Origin of the sequence: Franzmannia pantelleriensis (assembly GCF_900102875.1) — a bacterium.
Lineage (GTDB): Bacteria > Pseudomonadota > Gammaproteobacteria > Pseudomonadales > Halomonadaceae > Franzmannia > Franzmannia pantelleriensis.
In genome coordinates this window covers 294,601-313,286 of sequence record NZ_FNGH01000003.1, presented here as the reverse complement: position 1 = coordinate 313,286, position 18,686 = coordinate 294,601, and the positions used below count along the sequence as shown (strand labels likewise).

General features: G+C 63.4%; 18 protein-coding genes. 3 read left to right on the top strand and 15 right to left on the bottom strand.

All coding sequences use genetic code 11. The features are described 5' to 3' along the window. Positions 1–110 precede the first annotated feature (110 nt). The 15 genes from BLT16_RS05710 to BLT16_RS05640 form a co-directional block, all read right to left on the bottom strand. Positions 111–539 (bottom strand): universal stress protein, encoded by a 429-nt coding sequence (locus BLT16_RS05710; protein ID WP_089657560.1) that lies wholly within the window; start codon positions 537–539, stop codon positions 111–113. Positions 540–550: 11 nt separating this feature from the next. Further along, positions 551–3,145 (bottom strand): TRAP transporter permease, encoded by a 2,595-nt coding sequence (locus BLT16_RS05705; RefSeq protein ID WP_089657559.1) that lies wholly within the window; start codon positions 3,143–3,145, stop codon positions 551–553. A 174-nt stretch (positions 3,146–3,319) separates the two neighbouring features. Further along, positions 3,320–4,303, bottom strand: a complete 984-nt coding sequence (locus BLT16_RS05700; RefSeq protein ID WP_089657558.1) for a TAXI family TRAP transporter solute-binding subunit — start codon at positions 4,301–4,303, stop codon at positions 3,320–3,322. Positions 4,304–4,606: 303 nt separating this feature from the next. Continuing rightward, positions 4,607–5,983 carry a KamA family radical SAM protein gene (locus BLT16_RS05695; RefSeq protein ID WP_089657557.1) on the bottom strand — a complete coding sequence of 459 codons (1,377 nt, stop codon included), beginning with the start codon at positions 5,981–5,983 and terminating at the stop codon, positions 4,607–4,609. A gap of 180 nt (positions 5,984–6,163) precedes the next feature. Beyond that, positions 6,164–6,571 carry a hypothetical protein gene (locus BLT16_RS05690; RefSeq protein WP_089657556.1) on the bottom strand — a complete coding sequence of 136 codons (408 nt, stop codon included), beginning with the start codon at positions 6,569–6,571 and terminating at the stop codon, positions 6,164–6,166. A gap of 44 nt (positions 6,572–6,615) precedes the next feature. Beyond that, a complete protein-coding gene (locus BLT16_RS05685; RefSeq protein ID WP_089657555.1) occupies positions 6,616–7,920 on the bottom strand; it encodes a TRAP transporter large permease in 1,305 nt (434 codons plus the stop codon). Then, positions 7,910–8,389 (bottom strand): TRAP transporter small permease, encoded by a 480-nt coding sequence (locus BLT16_RS05680; protein WP_089657554.1) that lies wholly within the window; start codon positions 8,387–8,389, stop codon positions 7,910–7,912. Before BLT16_RS05680 ends, BLT16_RS05685 begins: the two co-directional genes overlap by 11 nt. 67 nt (positions 8,390–8,456) lie before the next feature. Beyond that, on the bottom strand, positions 8,457–9,467 hold the full coding sequence (locus BLT16_RS05675) for a DctP family TRAP transporter solute-binding subunit (protein WP_089657553.1): 1,011 nt from the start codon (positions 9,465–9,467) through the stop codon (positions 8,457–8,459). A 264-nt stretch (positions 9,468–9,731) separates the two neighbouring features. After that, entirely contained in the window at positions 9,732–10,262 is a 531-nt protein-coding gene (locus tag BLT16_RS05670) for a DUF192 domain-containing protein (protein WP_089657552.1), read from the bottom strand. A 16-nt stretch (positions 10,263–10,278) separates the two neighbouring features. Further along, positions 10,279–11,400 carry an ABC transporter ATP-binding protein gene (locus BLT16_RS05665; RefSeq protein ID WP_089657551.1) on the bottom strand — a complete coding sequence of 374 codons (1,122 nt, stop codon included), beginning with the start codon at positions 11,398–11,400 and terminating at the stop codon, positions 10,279–10,281. Further along, entirely contained in the window at positions 11,393–12,061 is a 669-nt protein-coding gene (gene modB / locus BLT16_RS05660; RefSeq protein WP_089657550.1) for a molybdate ABC transporter permease subunit, read from the bottom strand. The genes BLT16_RS05665 and modB overlap by 8 nt, the downstream gene beginning before the upstream one ends. Continuing rightward, complete coding sequence (gene modA / locus BLT16_RS05655; RefSeq protein WP_089657549.1) at positions 12,061–12,861, bottom strand: molybdate ABC transporter substrate-binding protein; 801 nt, start codon at positions 12,859–12,861, stop codon at positions 12,061–12,063. The genes modB and modA overlap by 1 nt, the downstream gene beginning before the upstream one ends. Positions 12,862–13,142: 281 nt before the next feature. Continuing rightward, entirely contained in the window at positions 13,143–14,543 is a 1,401-nt protein-coding gene (locus BLT16_RS05650; protein WP_089657548.1) for a uracil-xanthine permease family protein, read from the bottom strand. A 247-nt stretch (positions 14,544–14,790) separates the two neighbouring features. Beyond that, a complete protein-coding gene (locus BLT16_RS05645; protein ID WP_089657547.1) occupies positions 14,791–15,159 on the bottom strand; it encodes a phasin family protein in 369 nt (122 codons plus the stop codon). Positions 15,160–15,261: 102 nt separating this feature from the next. Further along, positions 15,262–15,786 (bottom strand): gamma carbonic anhydrase family protein, encoded by a 525-nt coding sequence (locus BLT16_RS05640; RefSeq protein ID WP_089657546.1) that lies wholly within the window; start codon positions 15,784–15,786, stop codon positions 15,262–15,264. Between the two features lie 162 nt (positions 15,787–15,948). On the opposite strand from BLT16_RS05640, the gene BLT16_RS05635 reads away from it, so the two are divergent. From BLT16_RS05635 to BLT16_RS05625, 3 genes are read left to right on the top strand one after another with little or no spacing between them, the layout of a single operon-like run. Then, positions 15,949–17,010 carry a LacI family DNA-binding transcriptional regulator gene (locus BLT16_RS05635; protein ID WP_089657593.1) on the top strand — a complete coding sequence of 354 codons (1,062 nt, stop codon included), beginning with the start codon at positions 15,949–15,951 and terminating at the stop codon, positions 17,008–17,010. A gap of 22 nt (positions 17,011–17,032) precedes the next feature. Beyond that, positions 17,033–18,016 carry a sugar kinase gene (locus BLT16_RS05630; RefSeq protein WP_089657545.1) on the top strand — a complete coding sequence of 328 codons (984 nt, stop codon included), beginning with the start codon at positions 17,033–17,035 and terminating at the stop codon, positions 18,014–18,016. Continuing rightward, entirely contained in the window at positions 18,013–18,684 is a 672-nt protein-coding gene (locus tag BLT16_RS05625; protein WP_089657544.1) for an HAD-IA family hydrolase, read from the top strand. Before BLT16_RS05630 ends, BLT16_RS05625 begins: the two co-directional genes overlap by 4 nt. Positions 18,685–18,686 lie beyond the last annotated feature (2 nt).

The window sequence follows — 18,686 nt, the reverse complement described above, 5'->3', positions numbered from 1 at the left end:
CCAACCCCATCGCGGCTAAAGCCGCTCCTACATTGGCCTTGGCGCTACTCCCTTGTGGGAGCGAATTTATTCGCGATTGCAGCGCGAAGCGCTGCGTTGGCTTTACCTAGCTAGCGAACGATCATTACCGACATCTTCGAGTGATGCACCACGTGCTCGGCGTTGGGGCCCAGCACGTAGTCGGCAAACTTGCGCTTGTTGTGGGAGGCCATCACGATCAGGTCGGCGTCGATCTTCTTGGCCGCCTTGATGATAGCTTCCCACGGCGAGCCGTCGATCACCGCATGCTTGACGCTGATATCCTTCGGCACATGCTCGTCAACGAACGCCTGCTGGGCGTCCGCAAGCGCCTCGCGTGCCTTCTTGGCGAAGTCCTTGGGAAAGTAGGACCCCACCAGCGGCATGCGATAGTCGGGCATCACCGTGACGATCTGCAGCGAGGCGCCGAAGGTGCGACACAGGGTCAGCGCCGTCGGCAACGCCTTTTGCCACGACGCCTCCTCGTTGAGGTCGATGGGCAGCAACAGTTTCTGATACATGGCAGCTCTCCTTAGGCTGACGCCGTCTGTGCCGACGTCGGCTCACGACGGCGACGCTGCAGCAACACCACCAACCCGAACAGCAGGAAGCCTGGAATCCACATCCACTCCTTGGCCCAGCGATCCACCGGCGCAAGGATCTCTAGGATCTCCTGGTCGAAGTCGAAGCCGATGTCGTCGGCCAGGCTGCCGAACTCGACAAAGTCGACGATTGCCTGATCGCCATCGACGTAGAGTTCGAGTCCGAGGTTCTCGAGTCGCTCGGCGCCGCTGTCACCCGACGGCACCGGTACCAACAAATAGGTCGTCATGGGATCGCCGAAGGCGTCTTCGCCGGCGATATGCACGCGGATATTGCTGCCGTCCTCGATACCGTCCAGCGCCTGTTCGAGCTGCGCCGGAGGCACCGACTGATAAGGGTCGTGAATGATGTCCATCCAGTAGCCGGGGCGGAACAGGGTAAAGGCCACCAGTAGCAGGAGCAGGCTCTCGTACCAGCGGTTGCGCACGATCATGAAGCCCTGGGTTCCAGCGGCAAAGATCAGCATCGCGATGGTCGAAATGATGAAGATTACGATGCCCTGGAGGAAGCTGACGTCGATCAACAATAGGTCGGTATTGAAAATGAACAGGAACGGCAGTGCCGCGGTACGCAGGCTGTAGTAGAACGCCTGGAAGCCGGTGCGGATCGGATCCCCGCCGGACACCGCCGCGGCAGCGAACGAGGCCAGCCCTACCGGCGGCGTGACGTCGGCCATGATGCCGAAGTAGAACACGAACAGGTGCACTGCGATCAGCGGTACGATCAGCCCGTTCTGCTGCCCCAGCATCACGATCACCGGCGCCAGCAGCGCCGAGACCACGATGTAGTTGGCGGTGGTCGGCAGGCCCATGCCGAGGATCAAGCTGAGCACCGCGGTGAGCAGCAGGATCAGCATCAGGTTGCCCATCGACAGGATCTCGACCACGTCGGCCAGTACCAGACCAACCCCGGTCTGAGACACCGCCCCAACGATGATCCCCGCCGCGGCGGTGGCGATACCGATACCAATCATGTTGCGGGCACCGCTCACCAGGCCGTCCCACAGGTCGAGAAAGCCCTCTTTGATATCTGCCGCCAGCCGGCTGCGGCCGCGGAAAAACGCGGTAATCGGGCGCTGGGTGATCATGATGAAGATCATGAACACCGTGGCCCAGAACGCCGATAGCCCCGGCGACAGGCGCTCTACCATCAGGCACCAAACCAGCACGATGACCGGCAGGATGAAGTGCAGCCCGACCATCACCGTCGGCCTGGTCTGGGGCAGCTTGAGCACCTTGGAGCCCGGATCGTCCATCTCCAACTCAGGATAGCGGGAACCGACCTTGAGAAGGCCGACATAGACCACCGCCAGCACCACTGCCACCACCCAGGGCGTGGCATCGCCGAGCACCGGCTTGAGCCAGCCAAGCCCGTAGTAGACCGCAAACGACAGTGCCATCAGCAGGAGCAGACCGGTCAGGAAACCGAGCACCTTATTGATCAGCGGGCGCGCCGGATTGCTCGACGGCAGCCCAGACATGTTGGCCTTGAGCGCCTCGAGATGGACGATATAGATCAGTGCGATATACGAGATCAGCGCCGGCAGGAAGGCATGTTTGATCACTTCCACATAGGGGATGCCGACGTACTCGACCATCAGGAAGGCCGCCGCCCCCATTACCGGCGGCATGATCTGGCCGTTGACCGACGAGGAGACCTCGACGGCGCCGGCTTTCTCGGCCGAGAACCCGACCCGCTTCATCATCGGAATGGTAAAGGTGCCGGTGGTGACAGTATTGGCGATCGACGAGCCGGAGATCAGGCCGGTCATACCCGAGGCCACCACCGCGGCCTTGGCCGGCCCGCCACGAAAGTGGCCCAGCATCGAGAACGCGACCTTGATGAAATAGTTACCGGCACCGGCCTTGTCGAGCAGGGCACCGAACAGCACGAACAGGAACACGAAGCTGGTCGAGACCCCCAGCGCAATACCGAACACCCCCTGGGTGGTCAGCCACTGGTGGTTGATCAGCCCCGCCACACTGACCCCGCGGTGAGCAAGCAGGCCGGGCATGTAGGGGCCGAGCAGCGAGTAGAGGATAAACACCGAGGCGACGATCATCAGCGGCGGACCCAGCGCCCGCCTGGCCGCCTCGAGCAGCATGATGATACCGATTACGCCGACGATGACGTCCTGAGGCTGGGGGCGCCCAGGGCGCTGGGCCAGCTCGGCATAGAACAAAAACATGTAGGCGCCGCAAAAGGCCGCAACGCCGGCAAATACCCAATCCTGGATCGGAATCCGATCACGCGGTGAGCGCTTCAGGGCCGGATAGGCCATGAAAGCCAGAAACAGTGCAAAAGCCAGATGGATCGAGCGTGCCTGGGTGGCATTGAAGACCCCGAACCCCAGGATGTACGGCAGCGGCGAGGCGAACCATAGCTGGAACAACGACCAGGTCGCGGCGATGCCGACCAGTAGTTTACCCGGCATACCTGCCGGCTTGCGCGCTCCGGAGTCGCTGGCCGCTACCATCTCCTCCAGATCGACATCGTTTGCCGGCGCTTTCTTGTCAGCACTCATACGCTTGCCCTGCCCTTGGCCGAGTGACGCGGATGCATCCTATCCACTCGAAGTTGCTTGACGTCATACTCAGTTCAATCTCGGATCATCATGTCCAAAACCACGATGCGCGGCCTCCCGCCAGGGTGACCGCGCATCGTCAGGTGGAGTCAGTTCACTCCTGGCGTGCCAGGATCACTCTTCGATCCAACCCTGCTCCACGTAGTAACGCTTGGCACCGTCGTGCAGCGGTGCAGTCAGACCATCGGAGATCATGTCCTCTTCGTTGAGGTTCTCGAAGGCCGGATGCAGGCGCTTGAAGCGATCGAAGTTCTCGAATACCGCCTTGACGGTCTCGTAGACCACGTCGTCGTCGACGTTGGCTGTGGTGACAAAGGTCGCCGCCACGCCGAAGGTCTCGACGTCCTCGTCGTTACCGCGATACAGGCCGCCGGGAATGGTGGCACGGGTGTAGTACGGATACTCATCGATCAGCGCATCGATCTCGTCGCCGGTCACCGGCACGATGCGCGCATCAACGGTGGTTGTCGCTTCCTGGATCGAACCGTTGGGATGCCCCACCACATAGACCATGGCGTCAACGTTATTATCGGCCAGTGCTGAAGCCTGCTCGGCAGCATCAAGCTCGGAGGCCAGGGCAAAATCATCGGTGGTCCAGCCCTTGGCGTTCATCACCACGTCCATGGTGTTGCGCTGACCAGAGCCCGGGTTACCAATATTGACGCGCTTGCCCTGCAGGTCGTCAAAGGTTGCGATGTCGGCATTGGCGCGAGCCACTACGGTCAACGGCTCGCCGTGCATGGTGAATACGGCACGCATGTCTTCCCAGGCGCCGTCATCCTCGAAGTTGGCCTCACCGTGGTAGGCACGATACTGGACGTCGGACTGCACCACGCCCATGTCCAGCTCACCGCTCTTCATGCCGTTGACGTTGGCTACCGAGCCACCGGTGGACGGCGCGTTGCAGCGAATGTTGTGGTCGTCGCTGCCACGGTTGACCATGCGGCACACCGACTGGCCAACGACGTAGTAAACGCCGGTCTGGCCACCGGTACCGATGGTGATGAACTGCTCATTGGCTACGGCGGGTGCGGCAAAGGCCGCAGCGCCGAGGAGCGCGCCTGAGAAGGCAGCGGCAGTGAAGGCATGGCGTTTCATGAGACACCTCTTGATGTTGTTGACGACGCGACCGGCGATCCTGCCGAGCGCTTTCTGCCAGGGGCAATGACCCTGCGTCACGATAACCTCAACATAGTTATAGCCCCTCTGCGCAGCGTAGAGCGAATTGGCGCTATGTGCAGGGCGGCTACCAAGCCAAGGATATCGCCATTAACAGTTCGCTACTTTAGCGAAATTTCCTAAAAAAAACAGGTACCAGTGCGAGCTTCTCCTATTGCCCGCCCGATACCTGTGCAGTCTAGGTGCCATCAGCGTTTAGGGATCGTTAATTTTCGCTTTATTTCAGGATGCCTTAACGATCAATGCCTGCTTCTCGTCCTTCATGGCGTCAAATTCCGCTTCATAGAAGAACTCGCTCTCCCCCAGCGCCGGCTGCAGGTGATTGAGCCAGGTGGCGTTCTCGTCATACTTGGCGAAAAAGGGCCGCTGCACCCAGTCATTGTCGCGGCCCTGGATAAAGCGCAGCACGAAGATCTTCTCGCCGTGGATCTCGGCGACACCCTGGATCTCCACCTTACCGGGGTCGGCGGACATCGACGGTCCACGGGCAGTGCGCGCCAGGCCCGGCACCGTTTTGATGGCCTCGCGGTAGATCTCGTAGGCGCGCACCAGAGGCACTTCAAAGTAGTGGCGAGCACCGGTGTCACGCTCGACGAACATGTAGTAGGGGATCATCCCCAGGCGTACCTGGGTGGTCCACATCTTCGCCCACTGCTCGGCGTCGTCGTTGATGTGCTTGAGCAGCGGCGCCTGGGTGCGAATCTCGGCACCGGTAGCACGAATACGGCGAATCGCCTCGCGGCAGATCGGTGTATCCATCTCCTTCCAGTGGTTGAAGTGCGCCATGAAGGCGACGTGCTTGCCGGCAGCCGTCAGCTCACGGAACAGCTCGAGGATATCCTCGGCATCGGGGTCGGTGACGAAGCGGTAGGGCCAGAAAGTCAGGCTCTTGGTACCGATGCGAATGTCCTGGACGTGATCCAGTTCGGGGGCCATCAGGCCTTCCAGGTACTGGCGCAGGTGCTTGGCCTTCATGACCATGGGGTCGCCACCGGTCATCAGCAGATCACGCACCTCGGGGTGCTCGCCCAGATAGCGGTGCAGCGAACCCGCTTCGCTGGAGGCGAACTTGAGGTCCTTGTCGCCGACGAACTGCGCCCAGCGGAAGCAGAAGGTGCAGTAGCTGTGACACACCTGCCCCTGACTGGGGAAAAACAGCACCGTCTCGCGGTATTTGTGCTGCATGCCGGGCAGGGGCTCACCATCGAGCAGCGGCAGGTTGAGATCCATCTGCCCCGCCGGGTGCGGGTTGAGCTCGCTGCGCACCCGCTCGATCACCGGCTTCATCTCGGCAGCAGGCGCCTCTCGGCGCACCAGCGCCGCGACCTCTTCGAAGTGTTCGGGACGCAGCATGCCACGCTGGGGGAAGGTAAGCTGGAAGACCGGGTCCTCGGGCACATTGTCCCAGTCGATCAGTTCCTCTATCACATACTCGTTGACCCGGAACGGCAGCACCTGACTGACCACCCGCATATCAAAGCGCAGGTCCTCAGGCAGAGACTGGATCGCCTCGATCTTGTCGAGCTGACGATGGGTGTAGACCTTGAACTGGCGTGCCTCGAACGTGCTGGCGGGGTCGACATTCACTCGCTGATTCATGCCATCTCCTGTTTTATTCTGCAGCGGCGCACGCAGACTCGCTACCGAGCCGACAGGCAGCGGCGCCGTGTGATGTTCATCGGGGACGGCCATTGGTACAGGCTAGGATGAGGGGTTGCAAGTTTGTGCACGCATTTGCAACGAATGTCGCCTAAAGGACGACCAAATGCCACAAATGCTTTATTGGCAGGCACGGCGGTAGCGGGCTTCCAGCTCCCTACGTTCGCGCAGTTGGCGCGTCCCGACGGTGTGGCTATCACGTAGCGACTCGATACGCTCGGCAAGCCCCCGACAGTCGAGCACCAGCGGCTCGTCGGGGATAGCGGGCGTCTCCGGGCTCGCCGGCACTCCCGGATGCGGCGCAGGCGTGAGCAGCTCAAGGGGAATCACCACCTCGACTCGTGGGCGCACCTCGCGGGTTCGTTCCCCACGACGCGGCGCATGACGATAATGATCGCTTGCCCACCGGTGGTGGCGCTCATCATGCATCTGCCAGCCGTGGCGCGCTGTCTCGGCCACTGCATCGGCTGACGCCACCAACGTTACTGCCAACAGCGCAACCGCGGTCATACCCATGCCTTGCCGCATGCATTTTATCCCTTATCGCTTACCTTCAGCGTAGTGCAGCAGCCTCAGACGTTGTAGCCCAACACCCGCGGCAGCCACAGGGCGATTTCGGGGAAGACGGCTACCAGCCCCAGCGCACTGGCCATGGCGGCGACGAAGATCAGCGCCCAGCCAACAGTCTGCTCGAGACGAATCTTGGCGACCTCGGTGGTCACCATCAGATTGACAGCCACCGGTGGCGTGAACTGGCCGATGGCGATGTTCATCGCCAGCAGGATACCGAACCACACCGGATTCCACTCGAAGTGCTGCATCACCGGGATCAAAATCGGCATCAGGATCAGGTAGATGGAGATGGCATCCAGCAGCATGCCGGCGATCAGCACCGCCAGCATGATCAGGATCAGCAGCATCACACCGTTGTCGGATAGCGCGATGATCCACTCCGCCATGTCGCGGAAGGTACCCAGCATGGTGCCGGCCCAGGCGAAGATACCGGCCAGCGCAATGATCAGCATCACCACACCGGAGATCACCGCCGCCTCGCCGAACAGCGACCACAGGTCGCGCCACTTGAGCTCGCGGGTGAAGAACAGCCCCACCACGATGCCGTAGGCCACCGCCGCCACCGCCGCTTCGGTAGGCGTGAACAGCCCCGAGCGCAGGCCACCGAGGATCAGCACCGGGGCGAACAGCGCCGGTAGCGCCTGCTTGAAGGTTTCACCGACCTTGAGCTGCTCGGCACCCTCCACCGGGGTGCCGCCTTCCCAACCGAAGCGACGCGACAACAGCAGCGCCGGCACCATCATCGCCAGGCCGGCGAGAATCCCGGGGAACAGCCCGGCGGCGAACAGCGCGCGAAGGTCGACGCCGGGCACCACGATGGAGTAGAGAATCAGCGCCACGGAAGGCGGGATCAGGATCGCGGTAGAGGCCGACGCGGCGATCAGCGTGGCCGAAAAGGGCTTGGGATAGCCCGCCTTGGTCATGCTCGGCAGCATTACCATGGCCACCGCTGCGGCATCCGCCGGTCCCGAGCCGCTCATCCCCCCCATGATCATGCACACCAGCACCGCCACCACCGCCAAGCCACCGTGGCGCGGGCCGATCAACGCCTGGGCGAAGCGCACCAGTCGCAGCGCTACCCCGGCGCGTTCGAATAGCAGGCCAGTGAGAATGAACAGCGGAATGGCAATCAGCGGATACTTGGCAATGCTGTTGTAGGTGTTAGTGCCAAGGGTCGCCAACATCTCCGGCGACAGACCGATCACGATGCCCACCGCCCCGGCCAGGCCCAGCGAGAAGGCTACCGGCACGCCGGCGATCAGCAGTCCGGCAAAGGCCAGCAGCATCCATAGATCAGGGCTCATCGGTGAGCCTCCCGGTCAGCCGGTCCCAGGTCTGCTGGGTCTGGCGAATCAGCATTGCGCCCGAGAGCAGCGGCAGCCAGATGATGTACCACCACTGCGGCAGGCCGATCCCCGGCGACAGTGACTGCCAATGATACTCCTCCCAGGTCAGCTTGGCGCCGAACCAGGTCACCAACCCCAGCACCGTCACGCCGCACAGCCACTGCAGCACGATCAGCGCCTTGCGCGGCCCGTTGGGCAGTGCACGCTCCAGCAGGCCAATGCGGATATGGCCGTTGCGGCGCAGCGCCACCGAGGCGCCGGCAAAGGTCACCACCACCAGCAGAAACACCGAGAACTCCTCGGTGAACGCCAGCGAGCCGCCGGTCACATAGCGCGTCACCACGTTGCCGAGGCTGATGACAGAGATAATGATCAGCGCCAGCGACGCCAGCCAGCGTTCCGGGCGCGCATCGGGAGACACCTTCATGACGACCTCACAAAAAAATGAACCGCCCCTCGCGCAGCAGGGGCGGCAGGTAGGACAGGGATACGACTCAGCGCGCGTCCATCGACGCCTGGGCGGCTTCGACAATCGCCTCGCCGATACGCGGCACCCACTTCTCGTGGACCGCCTGGGTGGCATCGACGAAAGCCTGATGCTGCTCATCGCTAAGCTCGGTGACGTTGACGCCACGCGCTTCGATATCGGCGAGCCGCTCAGGCTCTTCCTCGCGGGTCATGGCAATCTCCCACTCGCCGGCCTCGATGGCAGTCTCGCGCAGCATCTCGCGGTCGGCCTCGTCGAGTGACGCCCAGACGCGCTCATTGGCAGCGAAGATCAGCGGATCATTCATGTAGTTCCACAGCGTCAGGTACTCCTGACCCACTTGATCGATACGCGCCACGTCGAACACCGACAGCGGATTTTCCTGGCCATCCACCGCGCCGGTGGTCAGGGCCGGCTGGGCATCGGTCCAGCTCATCTGGGTCGGATCGGCGCCCAACGCGCTGAAGGTATCCTGGAACAGCGGCGAGCCGACCACGCGGATTCGCAGCCCGTCGAGATCCTCCGGCGCGCTGATTGGCCCCCGCGAGTTGGAGAGCTGGCGGAAGCCGTTCTCGCCCCAGGCCAGCGGCACCACGCCGCGCGACTCGATGGCGTCGAAGACCATCTTGCCGGCCTCGCCGCCGGTGACGGCATCCACCGCCGACTCATCGGGGATGAAGAACGGCAGCGAAAACAGATTGAGTTCCGGTACCTGCGGCGACCAGTTGATGGTCGAGCCCACCGCCAGGTCGATCAGACCTGAGCGCATCGCCGAGAATTCACGGGTCTGGTCGCCGGACACCAGCTGGGAGTTGGGATAGACGCGCAGCGTGATACGCCCCTCGCTGCGCTCCTCGACCAACTCGGCCCAGCGCTCCGCCGCCTGTCCCCAGGGGAAGGCGTCGGACAGCACGGTGGAGACAGAGAGCTCGCGTGCCTGGGCCGACAGCGAGGTGGAAAGCAGCGCGGCACCGGCCAGCGCAACGGTGAAATGGGTCAAGCGGCGTGACAGGGTCATGAAATGTCCTTGCAGCAGAGGGCACCGCCTCTCGGGCAGCGCGCCGATTATTGGTATGGATACGCACGAGGCGCGGGTCTAACATGCTGCCGCCCCGGGATAACAAGGCGAGTTCGGGCCGCTTGTGGCGGAAATGGTCGGCAACGCTGCCGGCCCTGGGGTGGCGGAACCGGTGCATCGCAGTTCGATCACTCACTCGCCTAGTGTAGAGCGCGAGACGTTGAAAGAAAGTCACTTACACCAAGGTACAAGACACCTGGCGGGCTACTCGGCCTCGTCCAGCTCCGCAAGGCACTGCAGGGCGGCACCGGGAACGGCCACGCAATCGCCCTCCTCGATGCCGTGCTCGACAAAGTAGCCGGCATTGACCTCAAGGGCAGCGACATAGCGGGCATCGGGTCGGGTCACCGGACACTGGCTCGGATCCGAGGAGGTACACGGTTCCATGCTGGCGATGGTCACGATACGCCCCTGCTCGTCGATAAAGGCGATGTCCAGCGGAATCCGGGTGCGGTACATCCAGAACCCGTTACGCGATGACTGGGGCTCGGAATAGAGAAACAGCATGCCGGCATCACTGGCCAGCTCGTCGCGGTCCATCAGCCCCCGAGCTCGCTGGGTAAAGCTCTCGGCCAGTTCGACCTCGAGCTTGTGTGGCCCGTGCTGGCTATGAATGGCCAGGATATCGCGGGCAAAGTGCATCGGCTCGCCAGCGCTCGACTGCGCCAACAGCGTCTTGGGCATCATCAGCAAGCCACTCATGCCAAGCAGCAGTTGGCGGCGGGACAGGTTCATCGATATCGTTCCTCGTTCAGTCTTGCCTTTGCATGATATGCACGCCGCTGGCCAGCAGCGATACGCTGACCCGCTCGCCGCGCGCCAGGCCGTTGCGGCGCGCGGCATGGGTGGCGATCTCGAAGCGCAGACTATCGCGGGTGTGGTCGAAGCTCAGGGTAACCTGGGCGATGCCCCCCAGCACGATCAACTCGCTGACCCGGCCGTGCACGGGATTCTCACGCTCGCCGCGAGAGGGACGCTCGCGACGATGAAGCACCACGTCCGACGGAGGAATATACCAGTCAATCTCCGCGCCGCTCTCAACGCTCGCCGGCAGCTCGGCTTCGAGCCGGTACGGCCCCCACTGCAGGTAGCCCTGCCCCTTGGCATCGCACAGCGCACGGCCACGGAAGACGTTATGCTTGTCGAGCAGGCGCGCCACCTGGGGCGACGCCGGCCGGCGGAACAGCGCCTCGGCGGGGCCGCTCTGCAGGGTCTCGCCAGCGTGCAGCACGCACAGCCGGTCGGCCAGCGCTGCCGCCTCTTCGAGGTCGTGGGTGACCAGCAGGATAGGCATATCGATCACCTCACGCAGTTGGGCCAGCTCGCGCTGCAGGCGCCGTCGAGTGACCTGGTCCACCGCCGAAAACGGCTCATCGAGCAGCAGTGCCCGCGGCTCACGGGCCAGCGCCCGGGCCACCGCCACCCGCTGCCGCTGACCGCCGGACAGCGCCGCCGGGTAGCGTGATTCGAGTCCTTCGAGGCGCACCTGTGCCAGCCAGCGCGCTGCGCGGACGGCGCGCTCGGCCCGCGGCACATGGCCCATCGCCGCCATCACGTTGGCCTGGGCAGTAAGGTGGGGAAACAGCGCATAGTCCTGGAAGACCAGACCAATGCGCCGCCGCTGTGGATTCAGACAAACGCCGCCTTCGGCATCGAACCAAGTCTCCCCGGCACAGCGAATGTGCCCGCCGCTTGGCCGGTAGAGCCCGGCAATCGCCCGTAGCAGGGTAGTCTTGCCGCCACCGGAGGGGCCCACCAGCGCCAGCAGCTCCCCCGGTGCGCAGCGGAAGTCGGCGGCCAGCGGAATCGGGCCAGGCTGATGCAACCGGACGTCGAGGCCTGGCGGACTCGATTGACGACCTGGATCAGACACGCAGCCCCCTCCCGCGGCGAGCCAGCCCGTAAACCACACCGATGGTCACGAAAGAAACCGCCAGCAGAATCGCCGACATGATGCCTGCACCCGCCTCATCGAAGGCCTGCACGCGGTCGTAGATAGAGATTGCCAGGGTGCGGGTCTCACCGTCGATGGAGCCGCCTACCATCAGGATCACCCCGAATTCCCCCAGGGTATGGGCGAAGGTCAAGGCCAGCGCCGAGACCAGCCCCGGCCATACCAGCGGCAGCTCGATGCGGGTGAAGGTACGCCACGGCGACAGCCCGCAGCACCAGGCCGCTTCGCGGACGTTGTTCGGCACCCCCTCGAAGGCACGCTGGATCGGCTGCACGGCAAACGGCAGGTTGACCACCAGCGAGGCCAGCAGGATGCCGCTGAAGGTGAAATTGAGGCCACTGCCGGTCAGGCGCTGCCACAGCGCGCCGAACGGCGCATCGACCCCGAACGACAGCATCAGGTAGAACCCCAGCACGGTGGGCGGCATCACCAGCGGCAGCGCCACCGCTGCTTCGCATAGCGCCTTGCCGCGAAACTGGCGGGTGGCCAGCATACGTCCCACCCATAGCCCGAGCGGTATCAGCAGCAGGCAGGTAAAGACCGCCAGCTGCAGCGATACCGTCAGCGCCTGCCAGTCCATCAAGGTGCTTGATCCTCAGCCGGCACGCTGAAGCCGTAATCGGCCAGCATCTGCCGCGCCTCATCCTGCTGCAGATAGGCGTAAAAGGCGCGCGCGGTGTCGCCGGCGCCGTCGATCAGCACCATGCGCTGATTCAGGGGTGCATGCCAGGCCTCGGGGATCAGCACATGCTCGGAGCGTGCCGCCAGCGTTGGCGCCAGGGCCAAAGAGTAGGCCACCAGCCCGCCGCGGGCGTCACCGCTTAGGGCAAACTGTGCCGCCTGTGAGACATTCTCGCCGAGCACCTTCAGCGGCTGCATACCCGCCCACAGGCCGGCATGTTCCAGCGCCTGCTGGGCGGCCACGCCATACGGGGCGTGCTCTGGGTTGGCCAGGGCGATCCGCGGGCGCCCCTCCCCCGCCTGAAAGGTGGCGATGGCGCTTTCCACTGCGGCCAAGGGCGCCTCCCCCATGGGCATGTCATCACGACCACTAGGCTGCAGCCAGACCAGGCGCCCCACCGCATAGCGCACGCCGGCATCGACGGTGTGCCCCTCCGTGTGCAGCGCCTCGACATAGGCTTCATCGGCGGAGAGATAGAGCTCGAAGGGCGCGCCCTGTGCGATCTGGCGCCGGAAGTTACCCGACGATCCAAAGTTCAGGCGCAGCGCCTGGCCAGTCTCGGCGGTGAAGCGTTCCGCTATCTCGTCGAGGGCGAACTGCAGGTCCGAGGCGGCAGCCACCGTTGGCACCCCGGCGTGGACCAGACCCGGTAGCCAGGCCAGCAACACCATCAACAGCCCCCGCCGAATTCCCTGCATGTCGTCTCCTCATGTTTCTGCCGTGTCGCCATTTCAACTGACCGATTGGTCAAATTGCATCGCCTGGATGAATTGTCGACGATGCAAGTCCTCAAGGCAAAGCGACAAGCGCCCTTTCATCACTGGGCCGGACTGCCGCGCATGGAGGCCGAGACCTGTGCCATGACTGAAACACCCCCCTCTGACGCTTGAGTCCATCACGGCCGGCAGCCGGCGTCTGTTCGACGAACGCGAGCGGCTACGCCTCGACCGGCTGTCTCAGCATCACCGCTAACGCCCTGCTAGGCACGGCTCTCTGCGCGGGTCTGATCCGGCCCTGCCTGCTGCTCGGCGTTCATCTTGGCCGCCATGGCCTCGCGCTCGGCGGCCTCATCGGCCAGGCTGCGCTTGGGCAGTAGCAGGTTAAGCGTGAACGCCACCAGTGCTGCCACCACGATCGGCGAGCCGCCCAGCACCAGCTGCAGCATAGACGGGAAGTACTCGATGGCCTCGGGAACCGCATAGATGCCCATGCTCAAGGCGAGCGCCAGGCTGACAATGGTCATGTTACGCGCCGAGAGCTCATCCTTGGTGATCAGTTGGATCCCGGTCATGGTGATCATGCCAAATACCGTGATGGTCGCACCGCCGAGTACCGGGTAAGGGATGGTGGTCATGATCGCCCCGAACTTGGGCACCAGCCCGGCAAGCAGCATAAACAGTGCCGCCAGCGCCAATACGTAGCGGCTGACTACCTTGGTCATGGCCACGATCCCCACATTCTGGCTGTAGGAGGAGGTCGGCATGGCGCCAAACAGCGAGCCCAGCGCAGTGGTTGCACCATTCCCCATCAGACCGCCAAACAGCTCGCGAGTCGTGGGCTCGCGGTTCATGCCGCCTACGGAGGTCGCCGACAGATCACCGATGGTCTGGACCGAGTTGACCACACAGATGATCACCACCGACAGAATCGCCGCGGCGTGAAACTCAAGCTCGAAGGGCATCACCCTCGGCGCGGTGAACCAGGTCGCCTCAGCCACCGGGCTGAAGTCGACGCGCCCCAGCGCCAGGGCCAACAGATATCCCACCCCGATACCGCAGATGATCGCCGCGAGCTTGAGAAAGCCCCGTGCAAACTGCGAGACCACCAGCACCACCAGTAGCGTCGCCAGGGCGATCAGCCAGTTGAGCGGGTCACCGTAATCGTTCTGACCGACACCGCCGGCCATATAGTTGACGGCGATATCGTAGAGCGACAGCCCGATCACTAGCACCACCGTGCCCGCCACCACGGGTGGGAACAGGTGGCGAATGCGGGTGATGAACAGCCCGACCACGATCATCGTCACGCCACCGATGATCTGTGCACCGAGGATGCCGCCGATGCCGTACTGGGCGCCAACGGCGACCAGCGTCGGCACATAGGCGAAGCCGACCCCGAAGATCGTGGGCAGGCGCGCCCCCAGTTTGCCGATGCCATAAAGCTGAATAAGGGTCGACAGCGCCGAGGCGATCAGCGAGATCTGGATCAATGTCATCTGCTCGGCATGGCTACCGCCGACGGCGCCGACGACGATGATCGGCACGGTTACCGTGCCCATGATCATCGCCAGGATATGCTGCAGGGAGAGCGGCAGCGCCTTGTCCAGCGGCGGCCTGCCATGAAAGTCGAAAACCGATTGGCTGTGTTGTGGTGTGCTCATCTCAGGACTCTGCTGTTTTTATGTATACAATGATCCAAATCACTCTAACTCATGAGAGAAGCTATTTGGTAGACATTATTTGTATACAAAAACACGCCCCCTGACACGGTCTGCTACCGTCACACCCGATGTGTCATCACCTTGGCACGACCGCATTAGCGGCTGCCCTGCGTGTCCACACAAAAAAAACCACCACCCAGTGGGTGGCGGCTTTCTCGACGCAGTGCCTTGCGGCATGCGTAAGGCGTTACTTGGCAGCTTTGCTGGCAGCCTTTGACGCGGTCTGGATGTTCTCTTCAGCCAGCTTCTGGCCTTTTTGAACGAAATCCTGATTCAGCGCGACGACTTTCTCTGCATCGCCCTTGACGCGCTCAGACAGCTCTTTAGCAACCTTCTGCTGGCCTTCGACGTAAGTACGCAGACCTTCCGCGTCCTTGATGTCGAGCATGGCACGTGCCTGGCTCATGCTGACGTCGCTGTAGGCCTTGACTGCTTCATACTGCGTGTTCAGCAGCTTCTCGGCATAGTCGATGGACAGGGCAGCGTAAGCACGCGCCGGGCCAAAGAACATGGATTCGAATTGCTGAGTCGCTTGATCGATAGTTGCGTTGCTCATGGGACACCTCCTAAGATTTCTGGGGCGAAGGCTTTTTGTCCTTCGTTGCAGTGCAACATAGCAAAGCTTTTTGTGCAGTGCAACATCGATTCTGCGTTTTTCTCAATCGATTCGCTCCAGGGTGTCCCGGTGCACCCGGCTGCGCTCGACGTACTTGTCGGCACCTTTCTGCATCGCGGCAATGGCCTCGTCGGTCAGCGTCTTGACCACCTTGGCCGGAGAGCCAAGGATCAGCGAATTATCGGGAAACTCCTTGCCCTCGGTGACCAGGGCACCGGCGCCGACCAGGCAGTTCTTGCCGATCTTGGCGCCGTTGAGCACCACCGCCTGAATTCCGATCAGCGCGCCGTCGCCGACGCTACACCCGTGCAGCATCGCCTGATGGCCCACGGTGACCCGCTTGCCCACCGTAAGCGGGTAGCCAGGGTCAGTATGCAGTACCGCCCCCTCCTGCACGTTGCTCCCCTCGCCGATCTCGATCAGCTCATTGTCGCCGCGCAGCACCGCCTGGTACCACACGCTGCTGCCCTTGTGCAGCGCCACCCGTCCCATCACATCGGCGCTGTCAGCCACATAGCTCTCGGCGTGTACGTCGGGGGTCTTGCCATCGTAGCGATAGATCGCCATCACTGCTCTCCTGTCACGGTTCTGGACATACTCACACTATTGATACCGCATCGCGCAGGCCTGCGGCCATAGCGCCTTGGTGGTGTACCTTGCCGAATTTGCTTGCGATCATGAGAACGACTACGATGGTAACGTTCCCATTTTATGCTGGATGCGACACGTATGTCTGAACGCGCCACCCGCCCCCCTACCTTGAACGAAGTGGCTGACGTGGCAGGCGCCTCCAAGACCAGCGTGTCGCGCTACTTCGGCGGCGAGCGAGCACGGCTCTCGCCGGCGCTCCAGGCACGCATCGCCGCCGCCGCTTCACAGCTGGGCTTTTCACCCAACCTGATGGCTCGCGGCCTCAAGGGCGGCCACTCGAAGCTGATCGGCATGCTGGTGGCCGATATCCGCAATCCCTTCTCCGTGGCCGTAATGCACAGCGTGGAGCAAGCCTGTCGACGCCATGGCTATTCGCTGATGCTGTGCAACACCGACAACGATCCCGCTCAGGAGCGGGCGCACCTCGACCTGCTCAGCGCCTACCGCGTCGAAGGCCTGGTGATCAACCCGGCAGGCAGCAGTCAGCCGGCACTCGACGCGCTCGCCGCCCAGCGCATTCCCACGGTGCTACTCGATCGCCGCCTCGACCACGCGCTCGCCGATGTCGTGGGACTCGACAATGCCTTGGCCATCGACATGGCACTCGACCATCTCGAAGCGCAGGGCTACGCGCAGGTGTTCTATCTCAGCGAACCCGTCGCGCAGGTCAGCTCCCGTGAACAGCGGCTGGCAAGGTTCCACGACGGCTCGCGGCAGAGATGCCTTAAAGAGGAGGTGTATCACCATTCGCCAGATAACGCCGAAGCCCCTCTGCATGCCGCACTCGATGCCTTCATGCAGCGTGCAGGCCCTGCCCCCAAGGCCGTCCTCTGCGCCAACGGCAATATGACCCTGGCCGCCTTGCGGGCCTTTCAAGCGCTGGCGATTCGACCCGGCGACACCGGCCTGATGGGTATCGATGAGCTCGACTGGTGTGCGCTGGTCGATCCCGGCATTACCACCCTTGCCCAACCTACCAAAGCCATCGGCCATACAGCGGTTGATTGCTTGGTGAAGCGCCTGACCAACCCCACCTCTGCCACCACCGACATCCAACACCCCCCGACGCTACTGCCACGGGGGTCAACCCAGCCGCCTAGTCCATCTCGGCCATTCTCATCGGCCTCGCTGGGCCACTGAACCATGCGGAGACGATTCTCATATGCCTAGCAAGCACGCCCCCAACATTCTCACCTTCGGTGAGGCCATGACCATGTTCGTCGCCGAGTCATCAGGCTCGCTGGCCGAGGTCGAACACTTCCGGCGCAGGATCGCCGGCGCCGATACCAATGTCGCCATTGGCCTAGCCAGGCTCGGCTTTCATGTCGCCTGGCTGAGCCGCGTCGGCGCCGATGGGTTCGGGGAGTTCATTCGCCAAACCCTGGAACAGGAAGGACTCGACTGCCGCTACCTGACAACTGACCCGACCCACCCTACCGGGCTGCTGTTCAAGGAGCGCGCGGCGGGCGGCGAGGATCCCAGGGTCAGCTACTTCCGCAATGGCAGCGCCGCCAGCCAGCTGTCGCGCTCCGACGCCGACAATCTCGACCTCAGCGCTCTCAAGCATCTGCATGCCACCGGCATCCCGCCAGCGCTATCCGACAGCGCCCGAGACCTCTCCCACCATCTGCTGCAAGAGGCGCGGGCAGCCGGGGCGAGTATCTCCTTCGACCCCAACCTGCGCCCCAGCCTGTGGCGCAGCGAAGGGGAAATGCGAGACACCCTCAACCACCTCGCCGCCCAGGCCGACTGGGTTCTGCCCGGGCTGGCCGAGGGGCGGCTGCTGACCGGACAGGACACCCCAGAGGGCATCTCCGACTTTTATCTCGAGCGAGGGGCTTCAGCGGTTGTCATAAAACTGGGACCAGACGGGGGGTACTATCGAGGCACCTTGGGCGGGCGCGAGGAGACGTTCAACGTGCCCGGCTTTGCGGTGGCCGAGGTGGTCGATACCGTGGGGGCCGGCGACGCCTTCGCCGTCGGCACGGTCAGCGCCCTGCTCGACGGGCTCGACCCGCGCCAGGCAGTACTGCGCGGCAACCTGCTCGGCGCCGAAGCCGTCAAGGTCATCGGCGACATGGAAGGCCTACCCGACCGCCAGCGTCTCAAGGCACTCACCGCTACGTATCCGGAGATATTTGCATGACCATCCCGCTATGCCTGCTGTTCGACTCCGATGGCACCTTGGTCGACAGCGAGATCCTGCTCGCCGAGGTGATGGCCGAGGTGCTGCCGAGTTTCGGGCTACCCTTCTCGGCACACCAATACATGGAGGAGTTTCGCGGCGTCCGCTTCTTGACCATCGTGCTCGAACTCGAAAAGCGCTTCGGTGGCCTCGACGATGGTCGCCGCCAGCGCCTGGAGCAGGAGATGCGCGCCTTGATGGAGCGCCGCATGCGCGCCGAGCTCACACCGGTTGGCGGTATGGCCGAGGCCCTGGACGCCCTCGCGGCACACCCCAAAGCGGTGGTCTCCAACGGCCCCGAGGCCAAGATTCGCTGCGCCATGGAAAGCGTCGGCTTCGCCCACCACTTCGGTGAGCGACTGTTCAGCGCCTACTCCCTCGAGGTGTGGAAACCGGATCCCGGCCTGTTCCTCCAGGCAGCCGCCGCCATGGGCCACCCGCCGGCGCGCTGCGTGGTTATCGACGACGCCGCCGTGGGCGTCGCCGCCGGCCTGGCGGCCGGCATGCAGGTGATTCATCTCAACCACTTCCCCGACACGGAAGCCACCCCGGAGGGGGCCATCGCCATCTACCACACCCGCGAGCTGCCGGCAGCAGTGGCCCGGTTGGAAGCCAGCGCAACCGCCTAGCC

Bases quoted from the DNA above. Each gene is read 5' to 3' on its own strand.
- modA (WP_089657549.1), bottom strand. From the start codon at position 12,861: ATGCAGGGAATTCGGCGGGGGCTGTTGATGGTGTTGCTGGCCTGGCTA.
- BLT16_RS05675 (WP_089657553.1), bottom strand. From the start codon at position 9,467: ATGACCCTGTCACGCCGCTTGACCCATTTCACCGTTGCGCTGGCCGGT.
- BLT16_RS05645 (WP_089657547.1), bottom strand. From the start codon at position 15,159: ATGAGCAACGCAACTATCGATCAAGCGACTCAGCAATTCGAATCCATG.
- BLT16_RS05690 (WP_089657556.1), bottom strand. From the start codon at position 6,571: ATGCGGCAAGGCATGGGTATGACCGCGGTTGCGCTGTTGGCAGTAACG.
- BLT16_RS05705 (WP_089657559.1), bottom strand. From the start codon at position 3,145: ATGAGTGCTGACAAGAAAGCGCCGGCAAACGATGTCGATCTGGAGGAG.
- BLT16_RS05625 (WP_089657544.1), top strand. From the start codon at position 18,013: ATGACCATCCCGCTATGCCTGCTGTTCGACTCCGATGGCACCTTGGTC.
- BLT16_RS05630 (WP_089657545.1), top strand. From the start codon at position 17,033: ATGCCTAGCAAGCACGCCCCCAACATTCTCACCTTCGGTGAGGCCATG.
- BLT16_RS05695 (WP_089657557.1), bottom strand. From the start codon at position 5,983: ATGAATCAGCGAGTGAATGTCGACCCCGCCAGCACGTTCGAGGCACGC.
- BLT16_RS05700 (WP_089657558.1), bottom strand. From the start codon at position 4,303: ATGAAACGCCATGCCTTCACTGCCGCTGCCTTCTCAGGCGCGCTCCTC.
- BLT16_RS05650 (WP_089657548.1), bottom strand. From the start codon at position 14,543: ATGAGCACACCACAACACAGCCAATCGGTTTTCGACTTTCATGGCAGG.
- BLT16_RS05680 (WP_089657554.1), bottom strand. From the start codon at position 8,389: ATGAAGGTGTCTCCCGATGCGCGCCCGGAACGCTGGCTGGCGTCGCTG.
- BLT16_RS05640 (WP_089657546.1), bottom strand. From the start codon at position 15,786: ATGGCGATCTATCGCTACGATGGCAAGACCCCCGACGTACACGCCGAG.
- BLT16_RS05710 (WP_089657560.1), bottom strand. From the start codon at position 539: ATGTATCAGAAACTGTTGCTGCCCATCGACCTCAACGAGGAGGCGTCG.
- BLT16_RS05685 (WP_089657555.1), bottom strand. From the start codon at position 7,920: ATGAGCCCTGATCTATGGATGCTGCTGGCCTTTGCCGGACTGCTGATC.
- BLT16_RS05635 (WP_089657593.1), top strand. From the start codon at position 15,949: ATGTCTGAACGCGCCACCCGCCCCCCTACCTTGAACGAAGTGGCTGAC.
- modB (WP_089657550.1), bottom strand. From the start codon at position 12,061: ATGGACTGGCAGGCGCTGACGGTATCGCTGCAGCTGGCGGTCTTTACC.
- BLT16_RS05670 (WP_089657552.1), bottom strand. From the start codon at position 10,262: ATGAACCTGTCCCGCCGCCAACTGCTGCTTGGCATGAGTGGCTTGCTG.